Genomic DNA, 21349 nt, shown 5'->3' on the forward strand with positions numbered 1-21349 from the left:
TTCCCTTCTCGTGCGGCTAGTTGAAGAGGTCGCGGTCGGTGACGCCGTCGCCGACCGACACCCTGGCGGTCTCGTCGCGCAGCGCCAGGTACAGCGAGCCGGTCTGGGAGGCGTGTACCAGGCGCTCGGCCTGGTCCTGGTCGACCGCGACGGTGAGCATGGTGGTGGCCGGTGCGGTCTCGGCGCCGTTCTGCTGGACCGCGGTCACCGCCGCGCCCGCGCTGCCCCGCTCGCCCACGCCGATCACGTCGACCTCGGGCAGCAGCACCCGGGTGACCCGGCCGTCGCCGGACTCGTAGGTGTTGAAGATGGTGACCGTGGCACCGGGCCGGACGTAGCCCGCGACCTGCGCCGCGGCGCCGACCTGCACGCTGACCGCGAGCTTCCCGGCCGGCACCGGCAGGCCTCCGGTGAGCGCGGTCGGCGTGCCGAACATGCCGGCCAGCAGCAGCTGGCTCGCGCCGACCTCGCCGGTCAGGGCCAGGCCGTCCAGGTCCGCGGCCAGCTCGCCGAGCGCGCCCTGCGGCACGGTCTCGGCCGGCATCGCGACGCGCTGGGTCAGGCCCCGCTCGCGGATCTGCGCGCCGGTCGTACCGGCCGGGATCGTGCCGGTGCTGACCAGCACCCACACCGGGTCGGTCTGCGCCACCGCGCGCTCCTCGGCACCGCGCACGTACGCGATCACCGCGAAGCCGCCGAAGGCCGCCAGCACGAGGGCGGCCATCACCGCCAGCATCCGTCTCTTCACGCCAGTGCTCTTCGGTGGCTAGCCCGCGCGCTTGAGGGTGGTAACCCCATAGCTACCGGGAACTGACCGAGGCAGCGGCTTGAAGTATCCGTAGATGCACTGCTCGAAGCCGGTGCATGCGCCGGTGGCCGGCTCGCTCCGGGTCTGCGGCAGCAGGCCGAGCACCGCGGTCAGCCGCCAGCCGGTCACCACGAACGGCGCATAGCCGATCAGGTGCGCGCTTCCGCCGGTGATCGTGTCGTAGATCGGGAGGTTCACCGGCGTACCGCTGCTGATCGCATTGTTGAGCACGGTCGTGCAGTTGGTGAACAGCAGTGCGCTGAGCACGCCGGCGGTGCCGCCCGCGGTGTCCGACGGATAGGTCAGGTTCCGGGTGCAGTCGCTGGAGTCGAGCCAGCCGAAGCCGGTACGGGTGCCCAGCAGCGTCGGCGCGGGACAGCCGGTGTGCGCTGCGTTGTCGCCGAGGATATGGATCGGTTTGACCGTCGTCGGATAGTTCGTCCCGTTAGTGGTCAGGCCGTTGTACACGCACGCGGTGACGGCCGCCGCGATCGAGCTGACCGGCCCGACCGTGGTGGGCGTGTTCCAGGTGACCCGGGAGCAGGCGCCGACCGGGGTGCCGTTGTTGTTCGCGCCGCCGGCCAGCGCACGCGCGAACACCGGCGGCAGCAGCGTGCTGCCGTCCGGGTTCTTCGTGCTGGTGTAGACCTCGACGTAGCCGACCGCGCCGGAGCCGGCCGCGGCGATCGCGGCCGCGCGCGTGCCGATGCACCGGGACAGGCTGGTGGAGCTGGTGTTCTCCGCGGGACAGGTGGAGGCCGAAGAGATCTTCGGGTTCAGCCCGCAGACCAGCGAGACCGTGACCGCACCGTCCGACGCGTTCAGGTTCGCGTAGCTCTGCGCGCTCGCGGTGTAGGCCGAGCACGGCGACAGGCTGACCGCGCACTGGTTCGCCACCGCCCAGGCCGCGGCGTCCGCACCGGTGAGCAGTTCCTCCCGCTCCGCGTAGATCCGGCCGACGTCGACGACGAGCGCGCCCATGCCGAGCAGCACGCCGCCGGTCAGCAGAATCGCGACGAGCGCGGTGACCGCACCCCGGTCACCGCGCCTGTTCCTGGAGAAGATCGTGGTCAGCCTGCGCACTGCATGACACCCTTCGCGCGTTGCGTGAAACCGTTGGCGGCCGAGCTGTCGTTGCTGATCAGCTTCAGGATCGGGCCGAGCGGCGTGATCGGGGACCAGGTCTGGAAGACGGTCACGGTCACGTTCTGCGACGGGTCCGCGCTCGCACAGGCGACGGGGGAGGGCGAGTACGACACGGTGATGCCCGGCGCGACCCGGTCGACCTGGGCCTGCACCGGCTGGTTGAACGCGGCGGCCCGGGCACCCTCACGGGCGGCCTCGTTCAGGGTGATCTGGTTGGCCATCATCCGGCCGAAGTCGATGACGCCGAAGACGACGGCGAGCAGCAGCGGGAGGACGATCGCGAGCTCGACCGCCGCGGCTCCGCCGTCCTGCCTCCGGCCCCGCACCGGCCTGCGGACAGGCGTGGGCGGGGACGGAGGCACGCACGGGCGGAGCGTCACGGTCGTACTCCTTCGCTCAGGATCGGGGTGGGCGGTCTGACGTCGGCCGCCGCGTCCAGCTGAGCGGCCATGCGTCACGGCGAGGGCGACACCTTGGTGCTGACCTTGGTGAACGTGGCGCTGAGGTTGCTGCCGACCAGCGTCACCCCGCCGATGATCACGACGGCGATGAGGGCGGCCAGCAGGCCGTACTCGACGGCGCTGGCGCCGCGGTCCGACTTGATGCGCTCGCGGATCATGACTCGCACGTAATTGATCACTCTTGGCTCCCCTCTGAGGTGTCGCGGTTCGGCAGTTCCGTCCCGCAGTGTTGCCATCGGCGGCGCACCGGGCGGCAGCAGGCTTTCCGCGTTGCGGGCCGGTCGCAAAAACGGATCGGGCGGCTGCCGGATGAACCTTCCCGGGCACGCCGTGCGTACCTCGTGATATCCACCGTCGGACCGGCGAAGAGGGAGCTATGGACAACACCGCACCGCGCCACGTCGACCGCCGAGACCAGGGCCTGCGCCGGCAGCGGCTGGTCACCCAGGCGGCCGCGGTCGGCGCGGCCGTGCTCTCCCTCGCGTTCGGCTGGGTCTTCGCGCAGGGCAGCGGCGCGGCCGCGAAGGAGAAGAGCCCGGTGGAACCGGCGGCGGTCGAGTCCACCGGCGTGCCCACCGATACGCCGAAGGCCTCCCCATCGGAGGAGGAGGACGAGCCGGACGTGGCGGTCGCGGAGCCGGACGACGAGGACGGCGAGGACCAGGGCGGCGCCGAGCTCGCACCGCCGCCCGCCGCGCCCGCACCCGCTCCGCAGCAGGAGAGCGACGCCACCACGGGTGGATCATGAGCGGGCGTGCGCCGGGAACGCGGCGTTCCGGGGAGCCGGCATGAGCGGCCCGCGGGTGGCACCGTCCCGGGTGGCCTTCCCGATCTGGGGCACCACCGCGCTGCTGCTGGTCACGGACGAGGCCGCGCTGCCCGAGGCGGAGCGCCTGCTGCGCACCGAGCTGGACCGGATCGACGCCGCCTGCAGCCGCTTCCGCGCCGACTCCGAGCTGGTCCGGCTCACCGAGCAGGCCGGCCGGGCCGCCTCGATCAGCCCGCTGCTCACCGAGATCCTGCAGGCCGCGCTGCGCGCCGCGTCCGCCACCAACGGCCTGGTCGACCCGACCGTGGGCCAGGCGGTGATCGACCTCGGGTACGACCGGGACTACGCCGCGCTGCGCGGGCGCGCGCTGCCCGAGGGGGAGCCGCTGCGCCCGGCCCCCGGCTGGTGGCGCGTCCAGCTCGACCCGGACGCCGGGCGCGTGCTGGTGCCGCGCCGGATCCTGCTCGACGTGGGCGCGACCGGCAAGGCCTTCGCAGCCGACCGGGCCGCCGCGCGGATCGCCACGCTCGGCTGCGGCGCGCTGGTCTCGCTCGGCGGCGACCTGGCCACGGCCGGGCCGGCGCCGGACGGCGGCTGGCTGATCAGCGTCGGCGACAGCCACCGCGCACCGGCCGGTGCCACCGACCCGGTCGTCTCGATCACCGCGGGCGCGCTCGCCACGTCCAGCGTCACCCAGCGCCGGTGGCGGCGCGGCGGCCGGCAGGTGCACCACATCGTGGACCCGCGCACCGGGGACGTACCGGCGCCGGTCTGGAGGACGGTCTCGGTCGCGGCCGGGAGCTGCGTGGACGCGAACGCGGCCGCCACCGCCTCGATCATCCGCGGCCGGGGCGCGCCGCGCTGGCTCGCCAACCGCGGGCTGCCGGCCCGCCTGGTCGCACACGACGGCGCGGTCACCACCTCGGCCGGCTGGCCCAGCGACCCGGTACCCGCGGAGGTGGCCTGACCATGTGGTTCGCCGCCCGGTCCAGCGGCATGGTCGCGATCCTGCTGATGACCGCCACCATCCTGCTCGGCATCCTCGGGCCGCTGCGCGTCGGCTCGGCGAGCTGGCCCCGGTTCGCGCTGGCCGGACTGCACCGCAACATCTCACTGCTCACGCTGGCGCTGCTGCTGGTGCACGTGGTGACGGTCGCGGCGGACGACTACGTGCCGATCACGTTCGCGGACGCGGTGATCCCGTTCGGGTCGCGGTACCAGCCGTTCTGGCTCGGGCTCGGCGCGGTCTCGTTCGACATCCTGCTCGCGCTGATCATCACCAGCCTGCTCCGGCCGCGGATCAACCTGCGGCTGTGGAAGGGCATCCACTGGCTGGCGTACCTGAGCTGGCCGATCGCGCTGGCACACGGCATCGGCGCCGGCACCGACGCGTACAGCCCGATCGGTCTGGTCACCGCCGCGGTCAGCATCGTCTCCGTGCTGGTCGCGGTGCCGATCCGGATCGCCAGGCGGGACCGGCCGCCGATCGACTCCGCGCCACCGAAGCCGGCCCCGGCGACGAAGCCGGTGGCCGCGGCCCGCCCGGCACCGGAGCCGGTACGCCTGCCGGGGGAGTTCTCCACCCGTACCCGCTGATGATCTGGAGGTTTCGGTGACGCTCATGGCGGAGCGGCCGCAGCAGCGCCGCGACACCCGGCCCGCGCCCCGGCTCCTGCGCGCGGCCGGAACGCTGGAGGAACATCGCGCCACCTACGGCGACCTGCCGCTGCGCGCGTTCGCGGGGGAGGCCGGGCAGCGCCGGCTGATCGACACGGTACGCCGCGCGGGGCTGCGCGGGCGGGGCGGCGGCGGGTACCCGACCGGGAAGAAGCTGGCCGCGGTGGCCGAGGCGGGCCGGACGCCGGTGGTGGTCGCGAACGGCTGCGAGTCGGAACCGGCCAGCAGCAAGGACCGCGCGCTGCTCAGCTACGCGCCGCACCTGGTGCTGGACGGCGCGGTGCTGGCCGCGCACGCGGTCGGCGCGGATCGGGTGGTGCTCTGCGTGGAGCGCGGCGCCGGGCTGGCCGACCGGCTGGAGCAGGAGATCGCCCGACGCCGCACCGACCCGGTCCGCTGGGAGGTCGCCCGGCTGCCCCGGCGGTACGTGGCCAGCGAGTCGTCCGCGCTGATCAAGTACATCAACACCGGCGACGCGCGACCCACGTTCGCGCCGCCGCGCACGGCCGAACGCGGCGTGGCCGGCCGGCCCACGCTGGTCGACAACGTGGAGACGCTGGCGCACCTGGCGTTGATCGCGCTGCGCGGCGCGGAGTGGTTCCGCGCGGTCGGCACCGACACCGACCCCGGCTCGACGCTGATCACGATCGGCGGTGCGGTGCACCGGCCCGGCGTCTACGAGATCGCGCCCGGCACCCGGCTCGGCGCGGTGCTGGACCTGGCCGGTGGCCCGACCGAACCGCTCAGCGCGGCGCTGGTCGGCGGCTACTTCGGCACCTGGGTGACGCTGCCCGGCAACGAGCCGCTGCCGCTGTCGCACGACCCGGCCGGCACGCTCGGCGTGACCATCGGCGCGGGCGCGATCGTGGCGCTCCCGGCCGGCAGCTGCGGGCTGGTGGAGACCGCGCGGGTGGCCCGCTACCTCGCGGAGGAGTCGGCCGGGCAGTGCGGGCCGTGCGTCTTCGGGCTGCCGGCGATCGCGGACGACATGGAGGCGGTCGGGTACGGCCGGTGCTCGCCCGCGGTCCGGCAGCGCCTCACCCGGCGGCTCGCGGTGGTCAACGGCCGCGGCGCGTGCAGTCACCCGGACGGCGCGACCCGGCTGGTGAACAGCGCGCTCTCCGCGTTCGCCGAGGACCTGCAGACGCACCTGGGCGGCGCGACCTGCCGGGGCGCGGCCGCGGACCCGCTGCTGCCGCTGCCGGCCGCGCGCGATCGGGACGGATCCTGGAGGTAGGCATGGCGAAGATCCCGCAGGCCGAGGCCGGGCAGTTCCTGCGCGTCAACCCGATCGCCTGCGTGGCCCGGGGGATGTGCGCGGAACTGCTGCCGGAACAGGTGAAACTGGACGAGTGGGGCTACCCGATCCTCAAGGGCGACCCGCTGCCCCCGCAGCTGGTCGCGCACGCCCGCCGTGCGATCGCCGAGTGCCCGACGCTGGCGTTGCGGTCGGACCCGACCCCACGGGGCTAGGGTAGGACCGCGGCCACGAGTTTCTTCACGTACCCCTTCGGCAGCGCGGTGCGGACCACCGCGAGGCGCCAGTAGAGCGGCCCGATGGTCAGGTCGACCAGCAGGTCCGGGTCCGCGTCCGCGGGCAGCTCGCCGCGGGCGATCGCGCGCGTGGTGAGCAGCGCGCCGGCCTCGCGCTGGTGGGTGCGCAGTGCCGCCTGGAGCGTCTGGGCGATCTCCGGCGTGCGTGCGGCCTCGGCCAGCAGGTCCGGCACGATCTGGTTGGCCAGCGGGTGCCGCAGCGCACGGGCGGCCAGCCTGAGGAACGTCTCCAGATCGCCGCGCAGCGACCCGGTGTCGGGCAGCGCGGACAGGTCGACCGCGACGGACCCGACCAGGTCGATCACCATCGCGAGCTTCGAGCCCCAGCGCCGGTAGACCGCCATCTTGCCGACGCCCGCGCGGCGTGCCACCGCCTCGATCGACAGCCGGCCGTAGCCGGCGGCGGCCAGCTCCGCGAAGACGGCGTCCCGGATCGCGCCCGTCACGTCCGGGCGAAGCACGGCCGCACCCGCGGGTGCGCGCTTCCTGGCCGGTTCCACACCCGTTTCCATACTCGGGAGTGTAACGCTGCGACGAGACGGTTGCGTCTCGTCGTGCGCGTCACCTAACCTTCGACGCGACGAGACGGTATCGTCCTGTCCATAGAGAGGTCAGGCATGATCGAAGCGCCATCGGCACGGCTCGCCCGGGAGTACGGGCTGAGCGTCAGCGGGCAGCGGCCGGATGTGGCCGAGTACGTGCGCCGGCTCTGGTCCCGGCGCGCGTTCATCGTCACGTTCGCGCACGCCAAGGTCACCGCGTCGTACGCGTCCGCCACGCTCGGCTCGTTCTGGACCGTGATCACCCCGCTGGTGAACGCGGGCGTGTATTACCTGATCTTCGGCGTGCTGCTCGGCACCGATCACGGCGTCGCGAACTTCATCGCGTACCTCTGCACCGGGGTCTTCGTCTTCCACTTCACGCAGCAGGTCGCGATGGCCGGCACGAGATCGATCGCGGACCACGTGAGCCTGGTCCGGGCCATGCACTTCCCGCGCGCCTCGCTGCCGCTGGCGCTCACCCTGGTGCAGTTGCAGCAGCTGTGCGCCGCGCTGGCCGTGCTCGCCGCGATCGTGCTGGTCACCGGCGAGCGGATCACCTGGTCCTGGCTGCTGGTGCTGCCGGTGATCGGGTTGCAGACCGTGTTCAGCGCCGGCCTGGCGATGATCCTGGCCCGGCTCGCCGCGCGCACCACCGACCTGAAGCAGCTGATGCCGTTCGTGCTGCGCACCTGGCTCTACGGCTCCGGCGTCTTCTACAGCCTGGACGACTTCATCGACGACGCACCCGGCCCGCTCGCCCTGCTGCTGCACTGGAACCCGATGGTCGCGTTCATCGACCTGGTCCGGTACGCGCTGATCGGCTCGCTGCCCGACGCCCGCATGCCCGACCACCTGTGGCTCTCCGCCGGTCTGTGGTCGCTGGCGGTCGGCGTCGGCGGCTTCCTGTTCTTCTGGGCGGCGGAGGAGGAGTACGGCCGTGAGTGAGCCCACCGTGATCGTCGAGAACCTGGACGTGGTCTACCAGGTCCGCGGCCGCTCCGGCGGGGGCAGCCCGATCTCCGCGCTCGGCCGCATGGTGCTGCGCCGCGCCCGCCCGCCCAAGCGCTCGGTGCACGCGGTCAAGAACGTCTCGTTCACCGCGTACGAAGGCCAGGCCATCGGCCTGATCGGCACGAACGGCTCCGGCAAGTCCACGCTGCTGCGCACGATCGCCGGTCTCCAGCCCGCGCACCGCGGCCGCGTCCTGACCCGCGGCCAGCCGTCGTTCCTGGGCGTGAACGCCGCACTGATGCGCGACCTGACCGGCGAGCGCAACGTGGTGCTCGGGTGCCTCGCGATGGGCATGACCCCGGCCGAGACCCGGGCGAAATATCAGGAGATCGTGGACTTCTCCGGCATCAACGAGAAGGGGGATTTCATCTCGCTGCCGATGCGCACCTACTCCTCCGGCATGGCCGCCCGCCTGCGGTTCGCCATCGCCGCCGCCAAGACCCACGACGTCCTGATCATCGACGAGGCGCTGACCACCGGCGACGCCCGCTTCCAGAAACGCTCCGAGGACCGCGTCCGCGAACTCCGCCGGCAGGCCGGGACCGTCTTCCTGGTCAGCCACGCGAACAAGTCGATCCGGGACACGTGCGAACGGACGATCTGGCTGGAATCCGGCGAGATCCGCCTGGACGGCCCGACGGACGAGGTGGTCGATGCGTACGAGGCCTACACCCGGAAGAAATAGCCGCCTCACGGGCCCGGCTTGGCGACCAGGGCGGCGATCAAAGGCGGCGAGGCGGGCGGCGGGCACGGTCCGGTCCGGGCGGCACCGTCACCACTCTCCATCCGAGAACTGGCCTCCACCCGAGAACTGAACGTACCTAGGAATCCTTCAGTCGGGTTACGACGGTCAGCCGTTTCGCAGGGAACTGTGATCTTCTATGAAGATAGATCTTGTTCTCTGCGGGGAACGCACGCGTCGTGAGCATCTCGCGGAGAAACGTGCTGTTCGGTGTCGGCGGGGCCCTGGTGGCCGGGGCTGCGGGAGGTGGGGCCGGTTACGCGATCGGCCGGGGTCACGAGCCGGAGCCGCCGCCGGATCCCGGTGCCGCCGCCGAGCCGAAGTACCGGTCCCGCCCCGACCTGCGCACCCTGCCGGACGTGACCATCACGGTGCCGGCCGCCGGGACCGTGGCCGGCTCGATCTTCCTCACCCCGGCGTCCGGCGCGGGTCTCTGGGGTCCGCTGGTCGTGGACGAGACCGGCCAGCCGGTGTGGTTCCGGAAGGTGGCGGACCCGGCGACCGTGGCGATCGACCTCAAGGCGCAGGTCTACCGCGGGAAACCGGTGCTGACCTGGTGGGAGGGGACGATCGGCGGGACCGGTGGGCAGGGGGTCGGGCAGGGCGAGTTCGTGATCGCGGACCGGGCGTACCGGGAGATCGCCCGGGTGCGCGCGGCCGGGACCGAGCAGGCGGACCAGCACGACATGGTGATCACTCCGCGGAACACGGCACTGTTCTGGGTGTACGACCCGATCCCGTACGACCTGAGCGCGCTCGGCGGGCCGGCCGACGGCGTGCTGCACGACGGCGTGATCCAGGAGGTGGACGTCGCGACCGGCGAGAAGGTCTTCGAGTGGCGGGCGAAGGACCACGTCGGGCTGGACGAGTCGTACGCGCCGCTGCCGCAGGGCGACGCGGCACACCTGCCGTACGACTACTTCCACGCGAACTCGGTCGGGCTGGCCGCGGACGGGAACCTGATCGTCTCGGCCCGGCACACCTGGGCCTGCTACAAGATCGACCGAAGGAGCGGCGAGGTGCTCTGGCGGGTCGGCGGCAAGAAGTCGGATTTCGCGGTGGACGAGCGGACCGCGTTCTCCTGGCAGCACGACTTCCGGCAGCGGCGGGACGGCTCGTGGGGGCTGTTCGACAACGGCGCCGGGATCACCGAGGAGCGGGATTACTCGCGCGGCCTGGTGTTCACGCTGGACGAGACCGCGCGGACGGCCACGTTCGTCGCCGAGTACGTGCATCCCGACCGCCTGTCCGCGCCCACCCAGGGCAGTTTCCGGGAACTGGCCGACGGTGGCTCGTTCGTCGGCTGGGGCCAGATGCCGCACTTCTCCGAGCACCACCCGGACGGCACCGTGCGGCTGGCCGGTCACCTGCCGCCGGACAACCAGTCCTACCGTGCCTACAAGGCCGAGTGGACCGGCACACCGGCCGACCAGCCCGCGCTCGGGCTGCGCGTCGAGAACGGCGGCGTGGTCGTCTCGGCCAGCTGGAACGGCGCGACCGGGGTGGCCCGGTGGCGGGCCCGCTGGGGAACGCAGCCGGGCGCGCTGAACGGCGGTGCGGTGGAGGAGCCCCGGTCCGGCTTCGAGACCACACTGCGAATCCCCGGCACCCCGGAGTACGTGGTCGCGGACGCGCTCGACGCCGGTGGCGCGGTCCTGGGCACGTCCTCGGCGATCCCGGTGCGCGTCTGACCGGCGGCGGCCCGGCGTGGAACCGATGGGCGCGGAGCCGATGGCCGGCGGGCGCGCTGCCCGAAGGACAGAAACCTGCACAGCGGATATTCCCGCTTCCGGCGTGGTCGCTGTCCGCATGCTCCCGTGGGCACCGGCTTGCTGCCGGGCCATCGTGTGGCCGGCCACCGGCCGTCGGGCAGCGGGTGGCCGGTGAACTGCCGCCGGGCAGAGCCGGTGGCCGGTGGCCTGCCGCCGGTGCAGCGGATGGCCGACCGCCGCGGTTGCGCCGGGTGGCTAGTCGGTGGCGTCCTGCGGGACCGCGGAGGGGCGATCGGTGGACTCGCGCCAGACCTCGGCTGCCTCGCGGCCGCGGGCGATGTCGGCGACCAGGCGGTCGCGTTCGGCCGCGTCCGCGCGGCTGGCCGCCTCGCGGGCCAGGCTGGCGGCGATCTTGGCCTGCCGCCGGGCCACCTCGCGGGCGCCGCTGTGCGCGGCGCTGCGGGCCGCCGCGGCTCGTTCCTGCCACTCCAGGTCGCGGGCGACCGCGCGGGCCCGCTGGCCGGCGCCGAGCTCGGCCATCGCGCGTGCCGTCGTCGAGTAGGGGCCGTTCATCACGTCCTCGCCCTCCTCGCGGTCGGAGAAGCGCCAGCGCCGCAGTCGCTGCCGGAGCCGCCACAGCGTGCGGTCGCGGTCCTCACCGCGTACCCAGGCCACGCCCTGGCCGGGGTGGGTGGTGCCGTCCGGCAGGTAGTTGACCGCGTGCAGCAGGTCCCGCACGCACCAGCCGGCCATGAAGTACGGCCGGACGATCTCGTAGATCAGATCATTCTCGATCGGCGCGATGATCGGCACGAAGATCTTGAGCGTGTCGATCGCGGCCCACGCGGTCTCCCGCCCGTCCGGCGCGACGCGCGGATCGAACGGCAGCGTGCGGCCGGTCTCCGCGTGGCAGCGGCGGCAGCGCCAGACCCATCCCGTAGGGGCCCGGACCAGCTGCTGATCGTCCGGCGAGGCCTGGCACTGCTGGCAGGGAAACGACGACGGCCGGAATTCCGTACTCTCAGTAGTCATGGACCGCTCCCCGGGCGCTCGGACGCTTCGAGGCTAGCAGCGTGTGCAGCAGCACGAGCGGGACCACTCCGGCCGGGTACCACAGCACGTCGATGAGATCGAACTGCACGCCGAGCGCCAGCCGGGCTGCCAGCGAACGCTCGGAGAGGACTGCGGGAACGCCGGTGAGCTGCGAGAACTCGACCGCCCAGCAGAACGCCACCGCGATCAAGCCGGAGATCCACGGCGCCCGGCGCGGCAGCAGGAACACGACGGCGGCATAGACCATGGACGCGTAGAGAGCGGTGCCGGACACCTGCTCGATCACACCGTCGGCAAGGAAGCGAATACTCAGAGCAACCAGAAGGGCCGCGACAGCGGTCAGCACCGCGAGCGAGCGCACCAGCATCGCGCGATCGTAACGATCAGGGCATTCCCGGATGGCCGCCGGACCGCCGGGTGACGAGACTGGGCCGGTGCCGAGCGTCATCGACGAGTACGTGGCCGACGTCGCCGGTCGCCTGCACGGCCCGGCCCGGCTGCGCCGCGACATGCTGGCCGAGATCCGCGACGCGCTGACCGACGCGGCCGAGGCGGAGGGCGCGGAGACCGCGGTCGCCCGATTCGGGCCAGCCCGCGAGATCGCGGACGGCCTGCAGGAGGTGCTCGCCGCCGCGCGCGCCGGCCGGACCACGGTCCTGCTGGTCGTGGTGCTCGGCGCGGCGTGGGCGCAGGCCGAGCTGTCCGGCCTCGACGGCTGGGCGGAGTGGCGGGGCGCGATGCCCGGCCCCGGCTACCTCTGGCTGGCCGAGGCCGTGGACGTGCTGAGCGGCGTCTCGCTGGCCGCGGCCGGGCTCGCCTGGGCGCTGCGGCGCCGGTGGCCGCCCCGCGAGATGGCACGACTGGTCGCGGGTGTCACCATGGGAGTGATGGCGCTGACCGCGCTCGGCGGCGTGCTGCTGGTCGGTCTGTCCCCGCACGGCCGGCTGAGCGGCACGCTGCTGTGGGCGGCGCCGTTCGCACTGGTGCAACTGTCCGCATACCGGACGTGGCGGGCCGCGCGGGCCGGTTGCCCCGATCGGGTGAGCGGCGAAGATCCCGGATTTTCGCCCGGATAGCGGGCCTGGGAGGGAACGGTGCGGTGCCTACCGGTACGGTGTGCGCGCGCGGACGAGCGCGCAGCCGCCATCACATGCACCGATCTTTTGCGTCATCCGTTACGGTTTCGGGGTTGAAATGGCGGTCAACAGTGGCGTCGGCGTCGGCCCGTCGCCTGGATGTCGGATCTAGTAGCAGGGTAAGAGGGCACAGATATGGGAGACAGCTCCCCCAAGATCACGGTCGTTGTCCCCACCTATAACGAGCGGGACAATCTTCCCAGGCTCGTCGAGATGCTGTCCGCCCTCGGGCTGCCGAACCTCCACGTCCTGGTGGTCGACGACGATTCCCCCGACGGCACCGGTGAACTCGCCGACAAGCTCGCGCTCGAGTCGCCGCAGTCGCTCGGCGTGCTGCACCGCACCACCAAGGACGGTCTGGGCCGCGCCTACGTGGCCGGTATCGGCCGTGCGCTGGACGAGGGCGCGGATGTCGTGATCCAGATGGACGCGGACCTGTCCCACCCGGCCTCGGTCGTCCCGGTCATGGTGGAGAAGCTGCTGTCCACGGACGCGGCCGTGGTGATCGGCTCGCGGTACGTCTCCGGCGGCTCGGTCGCCGGTGACTGGGGCCTGCACCGCAAGTTCCTGTCCGCCTGGGCGAACTTCTACGTCAACACGATCCTCCGCCTCGGCGTGAAGGACGTGACCGCGGGCTTCAAGGCGTGGAAGGCAGAGACGCTGCGCACGATCGACGTCGCCTCGATCCACAGCAACGGCTACGCGTTCCAGGTCGAGATGAACTACCGCACGGTCCGGCACGGCGGGAAGATCTACGAGGTGCCGATCCGCTTCGAGCAGCGGGCCGACGGCGTCTCGAAGATGAGCCTCGCGGTGCAGATCGAGTCCGCGCTGATGCCGTGGCGCCTGCGCTTCGGCCGCAAGGTCTGAGAAACCCGATCACGGGGGTACGACCCGGTCGTACCCCCGTGCGGTCAGGCCTTCTTGAGCGGTTCCCACCACGCGCGGTGGTCCCGGTACCAGGCGACCGTCTCGGCCAGGCCGGCCGTGAAGTCCTTCTGCGGTACGTACCCGAGCTCGGTCTTGATCTTTGTGATGTCCACCGAGTAGCGGCGGTCGTGTCCCTTGCGGTCCTCGACCGGGACCACCGAGTCCCAGTCCTTGCCGCAGGCGTCGAGCAGCAGGCCGGTGAGTTCCCGGTTGGTCAGCTCGGTGCCGCCGCCGATGTTGTAGATCTCACCTGCCCGGCCGCCGGCCAGCACCAGCGCGATACCTCGGCAGTGGTCGTCGACGTGCAGCCAGTCGCGCACGTTGCCGCCGTCGCCGTAGAGCGGCACCGTGCCCCCGTCCAGCAGGTTCGTCACGAACAGCGGGATGATCTTCTCCGGGAACTGGTACGGCCCGTAGTTGTTCGAGCAACGGGTGACCAGCACCGGCAGCCCGTGCGTGCGGTGGTAGGCGAGCGCCAGCAGGTCCGACCCGGCCTTCGCGGCCGAGTACGGCGAGTTCGGCGCGACCGGGAAGTCCTCGCGCCACGAGCCGGTCTCGATCGAGCCGTAGACCTCGTCCGTGGAGACGTGCACGAACCGCCGCACGCCGTGCCGGGTCGCGGCGTCCAGCAGCACCTGGGTGCCGAGCACGTTGGTGCGCACGAATGCGGCGCCACCGTCGATCGAGCGGTCCACGTGGGTCTCGGCCGCGAAGTGCACGACCGCGTCGGTCTCCGCCATCAGCGCGTCCACCACCGCGGCGTCACAGATGTCACCGTGCACGAACCGGATGTCCCGTACCGAATCAAGGTTCTTCCGGTTGCCGGAGTAGGTGAGCGCGTCGAGCACGGTGATCCGCGCGTCCTCCAGGCCGGGGTAGGAGGACGCCTCCCGGACGAGATGGGACCCGATGAAGCCGGCGCCGCCGGTGACCAGAAGTCTCATGGACCGAGCCTACGACCAGCCATTATGGGATACCCCGCGGCTCGGTAGAGTGAAAGAATCTTGCGAAACGACTGGTAGGTGAGCCGATGAAGATCCGCCCCCTGAGCATCGAAGGCGCCTACGAGGTCACGCCCGTGGTGCACGGCGACGCGCGCGGCAGCTTCACCGAATGGCTCCGGTTCGACAAGCTCGCCGAGGTGCTCGGCCGCCCGGTGACCATGACGCAGGGCAACATCTCCGTCTCCGCCGCCGGTGTGGTGCGCGGCATCCACTACGCGGACGTGCCGCCCGGCCAGGCGAAGTACGTCACCTGCGCGCGCGGGTCCGTGCTCGACGTGGTGGTCGACCTGCGGGTGGGCTCGCCGACGTTCGGCGCGTGGGAGGGCGTGGTGCTGGACGACACCGCCCGCCGCGCCGTCTACCTGAGCGAGGGCCTGGGCCACGGTTTCTGCGCGCTGACCGACGACGCCACCATGACGTACCTGGTGTCGACCGCCTACAACCCGGCCGCGGAGCACGGCATCCACCCGATGGACCCGGACCTGGCGATCGACTGGCCCGCCTCCTCGCCCGTTTTGTCCGGGAAGGACACGAATGCTCCGTCGTTCGCCGAGGCCCGGGCCGCCGGGCTGCTACCCGGTTATCTCGCGCCCTAGCCGCTAGCTGGGGCCGAACCGCTCGGTCCGGACCCGGCGCGGGTCGTGGCCGAGCGCGACCAGGATGTCCGCCACCGTCTCCACGAACCCGGTCGGCCCGCACACGAAACAGGCCGGCTCCAGCGCCGCCGGCCAGCCGTGCGTGTTCACGTCCGCGACCGTGATCCGGTGCGCGTCCGCACCGAACCGGGTGTAGACGAACGTGACCTCCAGCCCGTGGTCGTCCCGCGCCCGGCGGCGCAGCTCGTCCGCGTAGTACACGTCGTCCGGCGTCCGCACCGAGTAGATCAGCCGGAACACCGAGCGGTTGTTCGCCCGCCGCCGCGCCCGGATCATCGCCATCAGCGGCACCACACCGGACCCGCCGGCCACCAGCAGCACCGGGTCCAGCTGCTCCGGCCGCCAGACGAACCAGCCGCCGATCGGGCCGCGCAGCTCCACCGCGTCGCCCACGGCCAGCACGTCCACCAGATACGGCGAGACCTCACCGTCCGCCACGGTCTGCACGGTGATCTCCACGCGCTCGCCGTCGGCCGGCGCCGACATCGAGTAGCTGCGCTGCGCCGTGTACCCGTCGTCCGCGGTGAGCCGCACGTCCACGTGCTGCCCGGCCAGATGCCCCGGCCAGCCCGGCACGTCGAACACCAGCGTGCGTGCGGACGCGTTCTCCGCCCGGGCCTCGGCCAGCGTGGCCGTACGCCAGCTCAGTCGCCCTGGTATCGCTGCTCGCGCCACGGGTCCCCGTACTCGTGATAGCCGGCCGCCTCCCAGAAGCCCGGCTCGTCGTCCAGCATCAGCGAGATGCCGCGCACCCACTTCGCCGACTTCCAGAAGTAGAGGTGCGGCACCAGCAGCCGCACCGGCCCGCCGTGCTCCGGGTGCAGCGGCTCGCCCTCGAACTCGTAGACCAGCCAGGACTGCCCGTCCAGCAGGTCGTCCAGCGGCAGGTTCGTGGTGTAGCCGCCGTACGAGTGGGCCATCGCGTAGTCGGCCGCGCTCTCCACGTCCTCGAAGAGCGTGTCCAGCGAGACACCCTTCCAGGACGTGCCCAGCTTCGACCACTTCGTCACGCAGTGGATGTCCACCGTCGGCGTCTCCGCCGGCAGCTTCAGCAACTCGTCCCAGGACCAGGAATGCTTCTCCCCGGTCTCGGTGCCGATCGTGAACTCGTACCGCTCGGTCGGGATCTTGGGGGTCGGACCGGCGGACAGCACCGGAAAGTCATGTGTCAGATACTGCCCGGGTGGAAGCTTCGGCTCCGCTTCGCGGGATCGGCCGCGAAAACCGGGCGAGAGGGTCGCCATCGCCTCAGTATGCCGCGCCTGATGTGCCCCACCGCCGCCCGTCGCTATGGTTTTCATCATGACCGACCGGACCGTGGACGTCAGCATGGAGGCCGCGCTCTCCACCGACCCCACCGGCCACCGCCCCGCCCTGGTCAAGCTCGCCACCCGCGACTGGCAGCTCAACATCCGCGCCACCCTCGAAGACCTCACCCGCCTCATCGACATCCGCACCGCCGACCGCCTGAGCCACCGCTCCCTGGCCGTCGGCACCGCCGCCGGCGCCCCCGTCTACTGGTCCACCACCGAGGGCCACGCCAGCATCCTGGTCGGCGCCGACGACGAGGCCTGGGACATCGCCCTGCTCATCCCGCTCAGCGCGGTCGAGGAACTGGCCCAGCTGGCCCACCAGGAAATCCTCGAACACGAGGAATGACCGGCCTTGCCGCCGGGTGGAACACTCGGGTGATGCGCGGACAGCCCTGGCGGATCCCGCTCTGGATCGCGACCGCGACCCTCGGCGCCTGGGCGGCCGACCACTACGTCCCCGGCTTCGAGATCGACGGCTCACTCACCGCCCGCCTCGCCTTCGGCGGCATCGTCGCCGCCCTCACCGTGGCCGCCGGCATGGCTTTCACGGTCCTGGTGCTGGTACCGTTCGCCCCGCTGATGATGCTCGGCGCACGCATCCGGATCGTGCCCGACCCGTCCGGCGACGAGCCGCTGAAATCCGAGACCGAGCCGCATCCACTGGTCAAGTCGATCAGCCCCGTGCTGTTGTTCATCCTGTTCACCGCCGTGGGCGCACCGGTGTCGTTCTACCTGGCGGTGCAGGCCGTCCGGCTGACCGGCATCCCGGTCACGGTCACCGGCGGCTGGCCCGTCTACGTCACCGCCGCGCTGGCCATGACCGCCGTCCACAGCAGCGCGCAGGCGTTGCTCCCGGCGGGCATGTGGCAGTGGGCCACGAGCCAGCTCACGTTCCTGGCCTGCGCCCTCGTGCTGTGGTTCGCCACCGGCCAGCAGACCCTCCCCGGTCTCCTGCTCCTGGCCGCGCTGCTCGGCTTCCTCCGCCTGACGATCCCGGAACGGTGGGGCGCCGTAATCCAGTTCCCCGCCGACATCGCCGCGCTGTGGGCTCTTGCGTGGTGCAGCGGCCGACTGACGCTCCCGATCGAGTTCAGCACCCCCTGGACCTTGCTGCTGACCGCCCTCGCCCTGACCGCGCTCACCCTCCCCTTACGCCTGCTCCCCGCCCCATCCCTCCCCGCCCCCGCCCCACGCCCCGGCCGCTACCGCCGGGTCGGGCAGGGCCAGCGACCTCGGACCACGACGGTCCCGATCGAGCCAGAGCGATTTCTCGATGCGAGGACTCTGCCGCCCGGCAACGCGGCTCAGCCCCGACCGTGGGGTTCCGGGGGCTCGGCCCCGGAGCAGAAATAACGAAAGCTCCCGGTCCGCGCACCTGGCGGACAAGGAGCCTCTAAGCTTTCGGTGCCCCCGGCAGGATTCGAACCTGCGCTTTCGCCTCCGGAGGGCGACGCTCTATCCCCTGAGCTACGGGGGCTCAAGGACTCCTAGAGACTAGCAAACCCCTCGGCCGCACCGCGAATCGGTATCCGGGGTGGCGGGGCGGGAAGCGAAGAGCGGCGCGGCCGGGAGGCCGAGCCGCTCTGGCGGAGCAGGAAGCACCGGTGTGTCAGTTGGCCGGGAGCTCGGTCTTGATGACCTGGATGGCCTGGATCTCGCGTTGCTGGCTGGCGACCATCGTGCCCGCCAGCCAGTCGATGTCCTTGTTGTCGCTCAGGTCGACGACCTCCTCGGCCATGTGGATGCCGCCGAGGTGGTGGGTGAGCATCAGGTCCAGGAACATCTTTTCCGCCTCGACGCCGGTGGCGGCGCGCAGGGCGGTGAGCTGCTCGGGGGTGGCCATGCCGGGCATCAGGCCGTTGGTGAGGCTGCCCTGGGAGTTGGGCATCCAGGCCATCCGGGGCTGTTCGCCGGTGGGGTTGAGGTTCCAGTCGCGGAGCCAGGCGCTCATGGTGCCGATCTGGCCCTGCTGGGTGATGGCGATGTCCGCGGCGAGGGAGGCCACCTGCTCGTCCTGGGCCTTGGTGTGCATGATCATGGCCATTTCCACGGCCTGGGCGTGGTGGGTGGACATGTCGCGGACGAAGCCGGCCTCGACCGAGTCGTCGCCGGGGGCGGTGACGGACGGGGTGAGGAGGCCGGCGGTGTAGCCGAGGGCCAGGCCGGCGACGATCGCCAGCGCGAGCCACAGGGTGCCGAGACGGCGGGCGGGGGAAGGCTCCTCCGAGCCGTCCGTGGACGGCTCGGAAGAGGTGGTGGCGGAGCTCATGGAGGGTCAGCTGCCCTGCTGCATGCCGCCGATGTCACGCGGCGTGGTGCCGGTGGCGGTGACGCCGGAGGAGCAGCCGGCGTTCGGCTCCTGGGTGGCGTTGATGCGGAGCGCGCGGATGAACGTGTCGATGCGGTCGTCGTCCGCGCTGTCGAGCTTCAGCTGGTAGCCCCAGGCCTGCAGCGAGATGTTGTTGGAGAGGCCGTCGACCGGGCTCATCAGCGTGAACTCGTTGCCGCGGACCTTCTCGGCGAGCTTGTCGATCTGGTCCTGCGGCAGACCGGTCTTGTACGTGACCCAGACCGCGCCGTGCTCCATGCTGTGCACCGCGTGCTCGTTCGCGATCGGCGCGTCGTAGACGTCGCCCATGCAGTTCTGCCAGGCGGTGTTGTGGTCGCCGCCGACCGGTGGGGTGGTCTTGTAGGTCTGCGGGCCGCTCTTGTGGTTCGCGGTCAGCATGCCGGGGTCGGTCTCGCGGTAGTTCACGATGCCGTCGATGCCGGCGGCGCGGTCCTCCCAGGACTCGCTGCCCTTGATCACGGCGAACGCACCGTACCCGATGATGCCGACCGCGAGGACGCCGACGGCCACGAACAGTAGGATCGGGCCCCAACTGCGCTGCTGGGCGACCTTGACCGGGGTGACCGGTTTGCGCGGGCCCTTGCCCTTTCCACCGCTCGGGCGGGCGGGCTTGCCGTCCCCCGGGGAATTCGGCTTGGCGCCGGCAGCCGGCTTAACGACGGAGGGCCGGCGCTCGGGGCCGCCCTGCGTGCTGATGCTCATCATGCCTCGTCAGGTCGATCGGTCTCGGGGGAGGGTGCTCGCCCCAGATATAGGAGTAACCGGGCCGCCACCAAGTTCCCGAGTCTACCCCCGATAGCATGGCTCGGTGACTCCCGCAGCGCTCTCCGAGGTCGTCCTCGCCGCAGCCCGGGCCGTGTTCGCGGCCAAGGGCCTGGACCCGTCCCTGCTCCCCGCGTCGATTTCGGTGGAGCGTCCGCGCGAAGCCGGGCACGGCGACTACGCATCGACGATCGCGATGCAGGTGGCCAAGAAGGCCGGCATGCGGCCCCGCGACCTGGCTCAGGCGCTGGCCGACGAGCTGGAGGCCCACGAGGGCATCCGGGCGGTCGAGATCGCCGGTCCCGGGTTCCTCAACATCCGGCTGGAGGCGGCCGCGATCGCGGAGCTGGCCCGGCAGGTGGTCACCGCGGGTGCGGACTACGGCACGAGCGACAAGCTGGCCAAGCAGCGGATCAACCTGGAGTTCGTCTCGGCGAACCCGACCGGTCCGGTGCACATCGGCGGTGTCCGGTGGGCCGCGGTCGGCGACGCGCTGGCCCGGCTGCTGCGCGCGACCGGCGCGGACGTCGGCACGGAGTACTACTTCAACGACGCCGGCTCGCAGATCGACCGGTTCGCGAAGTCGCTGCTCGCGGCCGCCAAGGGCGAGCCCGCGCCGGAGGACGGCTACGGTGGCGCCTACATCTCCGAGATCGCGCAGACCGTGGTCACGGAACACCCCGGCATCCTGGCGAGCGACAACCCCCAGGAGCAGTTCCGGCGGTACGGCGTGGAGCTCATGTTCGCCGAGATCAAGAAGAGCCTGTCCGACTTCGGCGTGCACTTCGACACGTACTTCAACGAGAAGGACCTGCACGACCAAGGTGCGCTGCAGCACGCGCTGGACCGGCTCACCGCCCAGGGCCACACGTACGAGCGGGACGGCGCGGTCTGGCTGCGCACCACCGACTTCGGCGACGACAAGGACCGGGTGCTGCGCAAGTCCGACGGCGACTGGACCTACTTCGCCGCGGACTGTGCCTACTACCTCAACAAGCGCGAGCGCGGCTTCGACAAGGCCGTGCTGATGCTGGGTGCCGACCACCACGGCTACGTCGGCCGGATGAAGGCGATGGCCGCCTGCTTCGGCGACGACCCGAAGGTCAACCTGGAGATCCTGATCGGCCAGCTGGTCAACCTGGTCCGCGACGGCGCCCCGGTCCGCATGTCGAAGCGCGCCGGTACGGTCGTGACGCTGGAGGACCTGGTCGACGCGATCGGCGTGGACGCGGCGCGCTACGCGCTGGCCCGCTACTCGTCCGACTCCCAGATCGACATCGACGTGGAGCTGTGGACCAGCGCCCGGAACGACAATCCGGTCTACTACGTGCAGTACGCGCACTCCCGGACCGCCAGTGTCGACCGCAACGCGGTGGACGCGGGCCACAGCCGTGGCGATGCGGAGGACTTCAAGCCGGAGCTGCTCGTCCTGGACAAGGAGCTTGAGCTGCTCAAGACGCTGGCGGACTACCCGGCGGTCGTCGTCACCGCGGCCGAGTTGCGCGAGCCGCACCACGTCGCCCGCTACCTGGAGAAGGTGACCGGCGACTACCACCGGTTCTACGACACCAAGATCGACGGCAAGGTCCAGCGAATCCTGCCGCAGGCCGATGACGAGTTCACCGAGCTGCACCGGGCACGCCTCTGGCTGAACGACGCCACCCGAACGGTGATCTCCAACGGATTGTCCCTGCTCGGCGTCTCCGCCCCGGAGAGGATGTAA

Annotated in this window: 26 protein-coding genes and 1 tRNA gene; 14 read left to right on the forward strand and 13 right to left on the reverse strand. The window is 71.6% G+C overall.

The features are described from left to right. Positions 1 to 16 precede the first annotated feature (16 nt). The 4 genes from cpaB to J2S42_RS27185 all read right to left on the reverse strand — a co-directional run bounded on the left by cpaB (position 17) and on the right by J2S42_RS27185 (position 2594). Positions 17 to 748, reverse strand: coding sequence for a Flp pilus assembly protein CpaB (cpaB, locus tag J2S42_RS27170; protein ID WP_307243504.1), 732 nt, complete (start codon positions 746 to 748; stop codon positions 17 to 19). A gap of 18 nt (positions 749 to 766) precedes the next feature. Further along, positions 767 to 1891, reverse strand: a complete 1125-nt coding sequence (locus J2S42_RS27175) for a pilus assembly protein TadG-related protein (RefSeq protein ID WP_307243506.1) — start codon at positions 1889 to 1891, stop codon at positions 767 to 769. After that, positions 1879 to 2334 (reverse strand): TadE family protein, encoded by a 456-nt coding sequence (locus J2S42_RS27180; RefSeq protein WP_307243508.1) that lies wholly within the window; start codon positions 2332 to 2334, stop codon positions 1879 to 1881. Before J2S42_RS27180 ends, J2S42_RS27175 begins: the two co-directional genes overlap by 13 nt. Positions 2335 to 2408: 74 nt before the next feature. Further along, positions 2409 to 2594, reverse strand: coding sequence for a Flp family type IVb pilin (locus tag J2S42_RS27185; RefSeq protein WP_033345576.1), 186 nt, complete (start codon positions 2592 to 2594; stop codon positions 2409 to 2411). 197 nt (positions 2595 to 2791) lie between these two features. On the opposite strand from J2S42_RS27185, the gene J2S42_RS27190 reads away from it, so the two are divergent. From J2S42_RS27190 to J2S42_RS27210, 5 genes are read left to right on the forward strand one after another with little or no spacing between them, the layout of a single operon-like run. Beyond that, positions 2792 to 3163 (forward strand): hypothetical protein, encoded by a 372-nt coding sequence (locus tag J2S42_RS27190; protein WP_307243510.1) that lies wholly within the window; start codon positions 2792 to 2794, stop codon positions 3161 to 3163. Between the two features lie 40 nt (positions 3164 to 3203). Next, a complete protein-coding gene (locus J2S42_RS27195) occupies positions 3204 to 4151 on the forward strand; it encodes an FAD:protein FMN transferase (RefSeq protein WP_307243512.1) in 948 nt (315 codons plus the stop codon). A 2-nt stretch (positions 4152 to 4153) separates the two neighbouring features. Then, positions 4154 to 4780, forward strand: coding sequence for a ferric reductase-like transmembrane domain-containing protein (locus J2S42_RS27200; RefSeq protein WP_307243513.1), 627 nt, complete (start codon positions 4154 to 4156; stop codon positions 4778 to 4780). A gap of 25 nt (positions 4781 to 4805) precedes the next feature. Continuing rightward, a complete protein-coding gene (locus tag J2S42_RS27205; protein WP_307249057.1) occupies positions 4806 to 6098 on the forward strand; it encodes an NADH-ubiquinone oxidoreductase-F iron-sulfur binding region domain-containing protein in 1293 nt (430 codons plus the stop codon). 2 nt (positions 6099 to 6100) lie between these two features. Beyond that, positions 6101 to 6334 (forward strand): ferredoxin, encoded by a 234-nt coding sequence (locus J2S42_RS27210; RefSeq protein ID WP_307243515.1) that lies wholly within the window; start codon positions 6101 to 6103, stop codon positions 6332 to 6334. Here J2S42_RS27210 and J2S42_RS27215 read toward each other — a convergent pair. Beyond that, on the reverse strand, positions 6331 to 6915 hold the full coding sequence (locus J2S42_RS27215) for a TetR/AcrR family transcriptional regulator (protein WP_370879437.1): 585 nt from the start codon (positions 6913 to 6915) through the stop codon (positions 6331 to 6333). The genes J2S42_RS27210 and J2S42_RS27215 overlap by 4 nt on opposite strands. Before the next feature lie 117 nt (positions 6916 to 7032). On the opposite strand from J2S42_RS27215, the gene J2S42_RS27220 reads away from it, so the two are divergent. From J2S42_RS27220 to J2S42_RS27230, 3 genes are all read left to right on the forward strand, one after another. After that, a complete protein-coding gene (locus tag J2S42_RS27220) occupies positions 7033 to 7902 on the forward strand; it encodes an ABC transporter permease (protein ID WP_307243518.1) in 870 nt (289 codons plus the stop codon). Beyond that, entirely contained in the window at positions 7895 to 8653 is a 759-nt protein-coding gene (locus tag J2S42_RS27225) for an ABC transporter ATP-binding protein (RefSeq protein ID WP_307243520.1), read from the forward strand. The genes J2S42_RS27220 and J2S42_RS27225 overlap by 8 nt, the downstream gene beginning before the upstream one ends. A 236-nt stretch (positions 8654 to 8889) precedes the next feature. Further along, positions 8890 to 10401 (forward strand): arylsulfotransferase family protein, encoded by a 1512-nt coding sequence (locus J2S42_RS27230; RefSeq protein ID WP_307243522.1) that lies wholly within the window; start codon positions 8890 to 8892, stop codon positions 10399 to 10401. A 276-nt stretch (positions 10402 to 10677) separates the two neighbouring features. Here J2S42_RS27230 and J2S42_RS27235 read toward each other — a convergent pair whose 3' ends face one another. Further along, a complete protein-coding gene (locus J2S42_RS27235) occupies positions 10678 to 11454 on the reverse strand; it encodes a hypothetical protein (RefSeq protein ID WP_307243524.1) in 777 nt (258 codons plus the stop codon). Further along, positions 11444 to 11842 (reverse strand): ribosomal maturation YjgA family protein, encoded by a 399-nt coding sequence (locus tag J2S42_RS27240; protein WP_307243526.1) that lies wholly within the window; start codon positions 11840 to 11842, stop codon positions 11444 to 11446. The genes J2S42_RS27235 and J2S42_RS27240 overlap by 11 nt, the downstream gene beginning before the upstream one ends. A gap of 67 nt (positions 11843 to 11909) precedes the next feature. On the opposite strand from J2S42_RS27240, the gene J2S42_RS27245 reads away from it, so the two are divergent. After that, the gene (locus J2S42_RS27245; RefSeq protein WP_307243528.1) at positions 11910 to 12551 is read left to right on the forward strand and encodes an HAAS signaling domain-containing protein; all 642 of its coding nucleotides are present in this window, start codon (positions 11910 to 11912) and stop codon (positions 12549 to 12551) included. A 195-nt stretch (positions 12552 to 12746) separates the two neighbouring features. Further along, complete coding sequence (locus J2S42_RS27250; protein WP_307243531.1) at positions 12747 to 13481, forward strand: polyprenol monophosphomannose synthase; 735 nt, start codon at positions 12747 to 12749, stop codon at positions 13479 to 13481. A gap of 44 nt (positions 13482 to 13525) precedes the next feature. On the opposite strand, the gene rfbB is transcribed toward J2S42_RS27250, so the two are convergent. Beyond that, entirely contained in the window at positions 13526 to 14485 is a 960-nt protein-coding gene (gene rfbB / locus J2S42_RS27255) for a dTDP-glucose 4,6-dehydratase (RefSeq protein WP_307243533.1), read from the reverse strand. A gap of 86 nt (positions 14486 to 14571) precedes the next feature. On the opposite strand from rfbB, the gene J2S42_RS27260 reads away from it, so the two are divergent. After that, a complete protein-coding gene (locus J2S42_RS27260) occupies positions 14572 to 15141 on the forward strand; it encodes a dTDP-4-dehydrorhamnose 3,5-epimerase family protein (protein WP_307243534.1) in 570 nt (189 codons plus the stop codon). A 3-nt stretch (positions 15142 to 15144) separates the two neighbouring features. Here the strand turns inward: J2S42_RS27260 and J2S42_RS27265 are convergent, their stop codons facing one another. Together J2S42_RS27265 and J2S42_RS27270 are read right to left on the reverse strand one after the other, a co-directional pair. Continuing rightward, complete coding sequence (locus tag J2S42_RS27265; protein ID WP_370879272.1) at positions 15145 to 15876, reverse strand: ferredoxin reductase; 732 nt, start codon at positions 15874 to 15876, stop codon at positions 15145 to 15147. Then, positions 15846 to 16445 carry a sulfite oxidase-like oxidoreductase gene (locus J2S42_RS27270; protein WP_307243536.1) on the reverse strand — a complete coding sequence of 200 codons (600 nt, stop codon included), beginning with the start codon at positions 16443 to 16445 and terminating at the stop codon, positions 15846 to 15848. The genes J2S42_RS27265 and J2S42_RS27270 overlap by 31 nt, the downstream gene beginning before the upstream one ends. 58 nt (positions 16446 to 16503) lie before the next feature. On the opposite strand from J2S42_RS27270, the gene J2S42_RS27275 reads away from it, so the two are divergent. Both J2S42_RS27275 and J2S42_RS27280 read left to right on the forward strand, forming a co-directional pair. Beyond that, positions 16504 to 16860 carry a hypothetical protein gene (locus tag J2S42_RS27275; protein WP_307243538.1) on the forward strand — a complete coding sequence of 119 codons (357 nt, stop codon included), beginning with the start codon at positions 16504 to 16506 and terminating at the stop codon, positions 16858 to 16860. 32 nt (positions 16861 to 16892) lie between these two features. Next, positions 16893 to 17867 carry a hypothetical protein gene (locus tag J2S42_RS27280; RefSeq protein WP_307243540.1) on the forward strand — a complete coding sequence of 325 codons (975 nt, stop codon included), beginning with the start codon at positions 16893 to 16895 and terminating at the stop codon, positions 17865 to 17867. 52 nt (positions 17868 to 17919) lie between these two features. On the opposite strand, the gene J2S42_RS27285 is transcribed toward J2S42_RS27280, so the two are convergent. The 3 genes from J2S42_RS27285 to J2S42_RS27295 all read right to left on the reverse strand — a co-directional run bounded on the left by J2S42_RS27285 (position 17920) and on the right by J2S42_RS27295 (position 19566). Continuing rightward, positions 17920 to 17991, reverse strand: a tRNA-Arg gene (locus J2S42_RS27285). A gap of 132 nt (positions 17992 to 18123) precedes the next feature. Beyond that, the gene (locus J2S42_RS27290; RefSeq protein WP_307243542.1) at positions 18124 to 18783 is read right to left on the reverse strand and encodes a DUF305 domain-containing protein; all 660 of its coding nucleotides are present in this window, start codon (positions 18781 to 18783) and stop codon (positions 18124 to 18126) included. Between the two features lie 6 nt (positions 18784 to 18789). Further along, complete coding sequence (locus J2S42_RS27295; protein WP_307243544.1) at positions 18790 to 19566, reverse strand: thioredoxin-like domain-containing protein; 777 nt, start codon at positions 19564 to 19566, stop codon at positions 18790 to 18792. Between the two features lie 106 nt (positions 19567 to 19672). Here J2S42_RS27295 and argS point away from each other — a divergent pair, with 106 nt between their 5' ends. After that, positions 19673 to 21349, forward strand: a complete 1677-nt coding sequence (argS, locus tag J2S42_RS27300; RefSeq protein ID WP_307243546.1) for an arginine--tRNA ligase — start codon at positions 19673 to 19675, stop codon at positions 21347 to 21349.

It is taken from the genome of Catenuloplanes indicus (genome assembly GCF_030813715.1).
Taxonomy (GTDB): Bacteria; Actinomycetota; Actinomycetes; order Mycobacteriales; family Micromonosporaceae; genus Catenuloplanes; species Catenuloplanes indicus.

Excerpts from the sequence above, each read along its gene's own strand:
- J2S42_RS27190 (WP_307243510.1), top strand. The coding sequence starts at position 2,792 with ATGGACAACACCGCACCGCGCCACGTCGACCGCCGAGACCAGGGCCTG.
- J2S42_RS27195 (WP_307243512.1), top strand. The coding sequence starts at position 3,204 with ATGAGCGGCCCGCGGGTGGCACCGTCCCGGGTGGCCTTCCCGATCTGG.
- J2S42_RS27205 (WP_307249057.1), top strand. The coding sequence starts at position 4,806 with ATGGCGGAGCGGCCGCAGCAGCGCCGCGACACCCGGCCCGCGCCCCGG.
- J2S42_RS27235 (WP_307243524.1), bottom strand. The coding sequence starts at position 11,454 with ATGACTACTGAGAGTACGGAATTCCGGCCGTCGTCGTTTCCCTGCCAG.
- J2S42_RS27270 (WP_307243536.1), bottom strand. The coding sequence starts at position 16,445 with ATGGCGACCCTCTCGCCCGGTTTTCGCGGCCGATCCCGCGAAGCGGAG.
- J2S42_RS27210 (WP_307243515.1), top strand. The coding sequence starts at position 6,101 with ATGGCGAAGATCCCGCAGGCCGAGGCCGGGCAGTTCCTGCGCGTCAAC.
- J2S42_RS27260 (WP_307243534.1), top strand. The coding sequence starts at position 14,572 with ATGAAGATCCGCCCCCTGAGCATCGAAGGCGCCTACGAGGTCACGCCC.
- J2S42_RS27290 (WP_307243542.1), bottom strand. The coding sequence starts at position 18,783 with ATGAGCTCCGCCACCACCTCTTCCGAGCCGTCCACGGACGGCTCGGAG.
- J2S42_RS27240 (WP_307243526.1), bottom strand. The coding sequence starts at position 11,842 with ATGCTGGTGCGCTCGCTCGCGGTGCTGACCGCTGTCGCGGCCCTTCTG.
- J2S42_RS27250 (WP_307243531.1), top strand. The coding sequence starts at position 12,747 with ATGGGAGACAGCTCCCCCAAGATCACGGTCGTTGTCCCCACCTATAAC.
- rfbB (WP_307243533.1), bottom strand. The coding sequence starts at position 14,485 with ATGAGACTTCTGGTCACCGGCGGCGCCGGCTTCATCGGGTCCCATCTC.
- J2S42_RS27220 (WP_307243518.1), top strand. The coding sequence starts at position 7,033 with ATGATCGAAGCGCCATCGGCACGGCTCGCCCGGGAGTACGGGCTGAGC.
- J2S42_RS27295 (WP_307243544.1), bottom strand. The coding sequence starts at position 19,566 with ATGAGCATCAGCACGCAGGGCGGCCCCGAGCGCCGGCCCTCCGTCGTT.
- J2S42_RS27200 (WP_307243513.1), top strand. The coding sequence starts at position 4,154 with ATGTGGTTCGCCGCCCGGTCCAGCGGCATGGTCGCGATCCTGCTGATG.
- J2S42_RS27275 (WP_307243538.1), top strand. The coding sequence starts at position 16,504 with ATGACCGACCGGACCGTGGACGTCAGCATGGAGGCCGCGCTCTCCACC.
- J2S42_RS27280 (WP_307243540.1), top strand. The coding sequence starts at position 16,893 with ATGCGCGGACAGCCCTGGCGGATCCCGCTCTGGATCGCGACCGCGACC.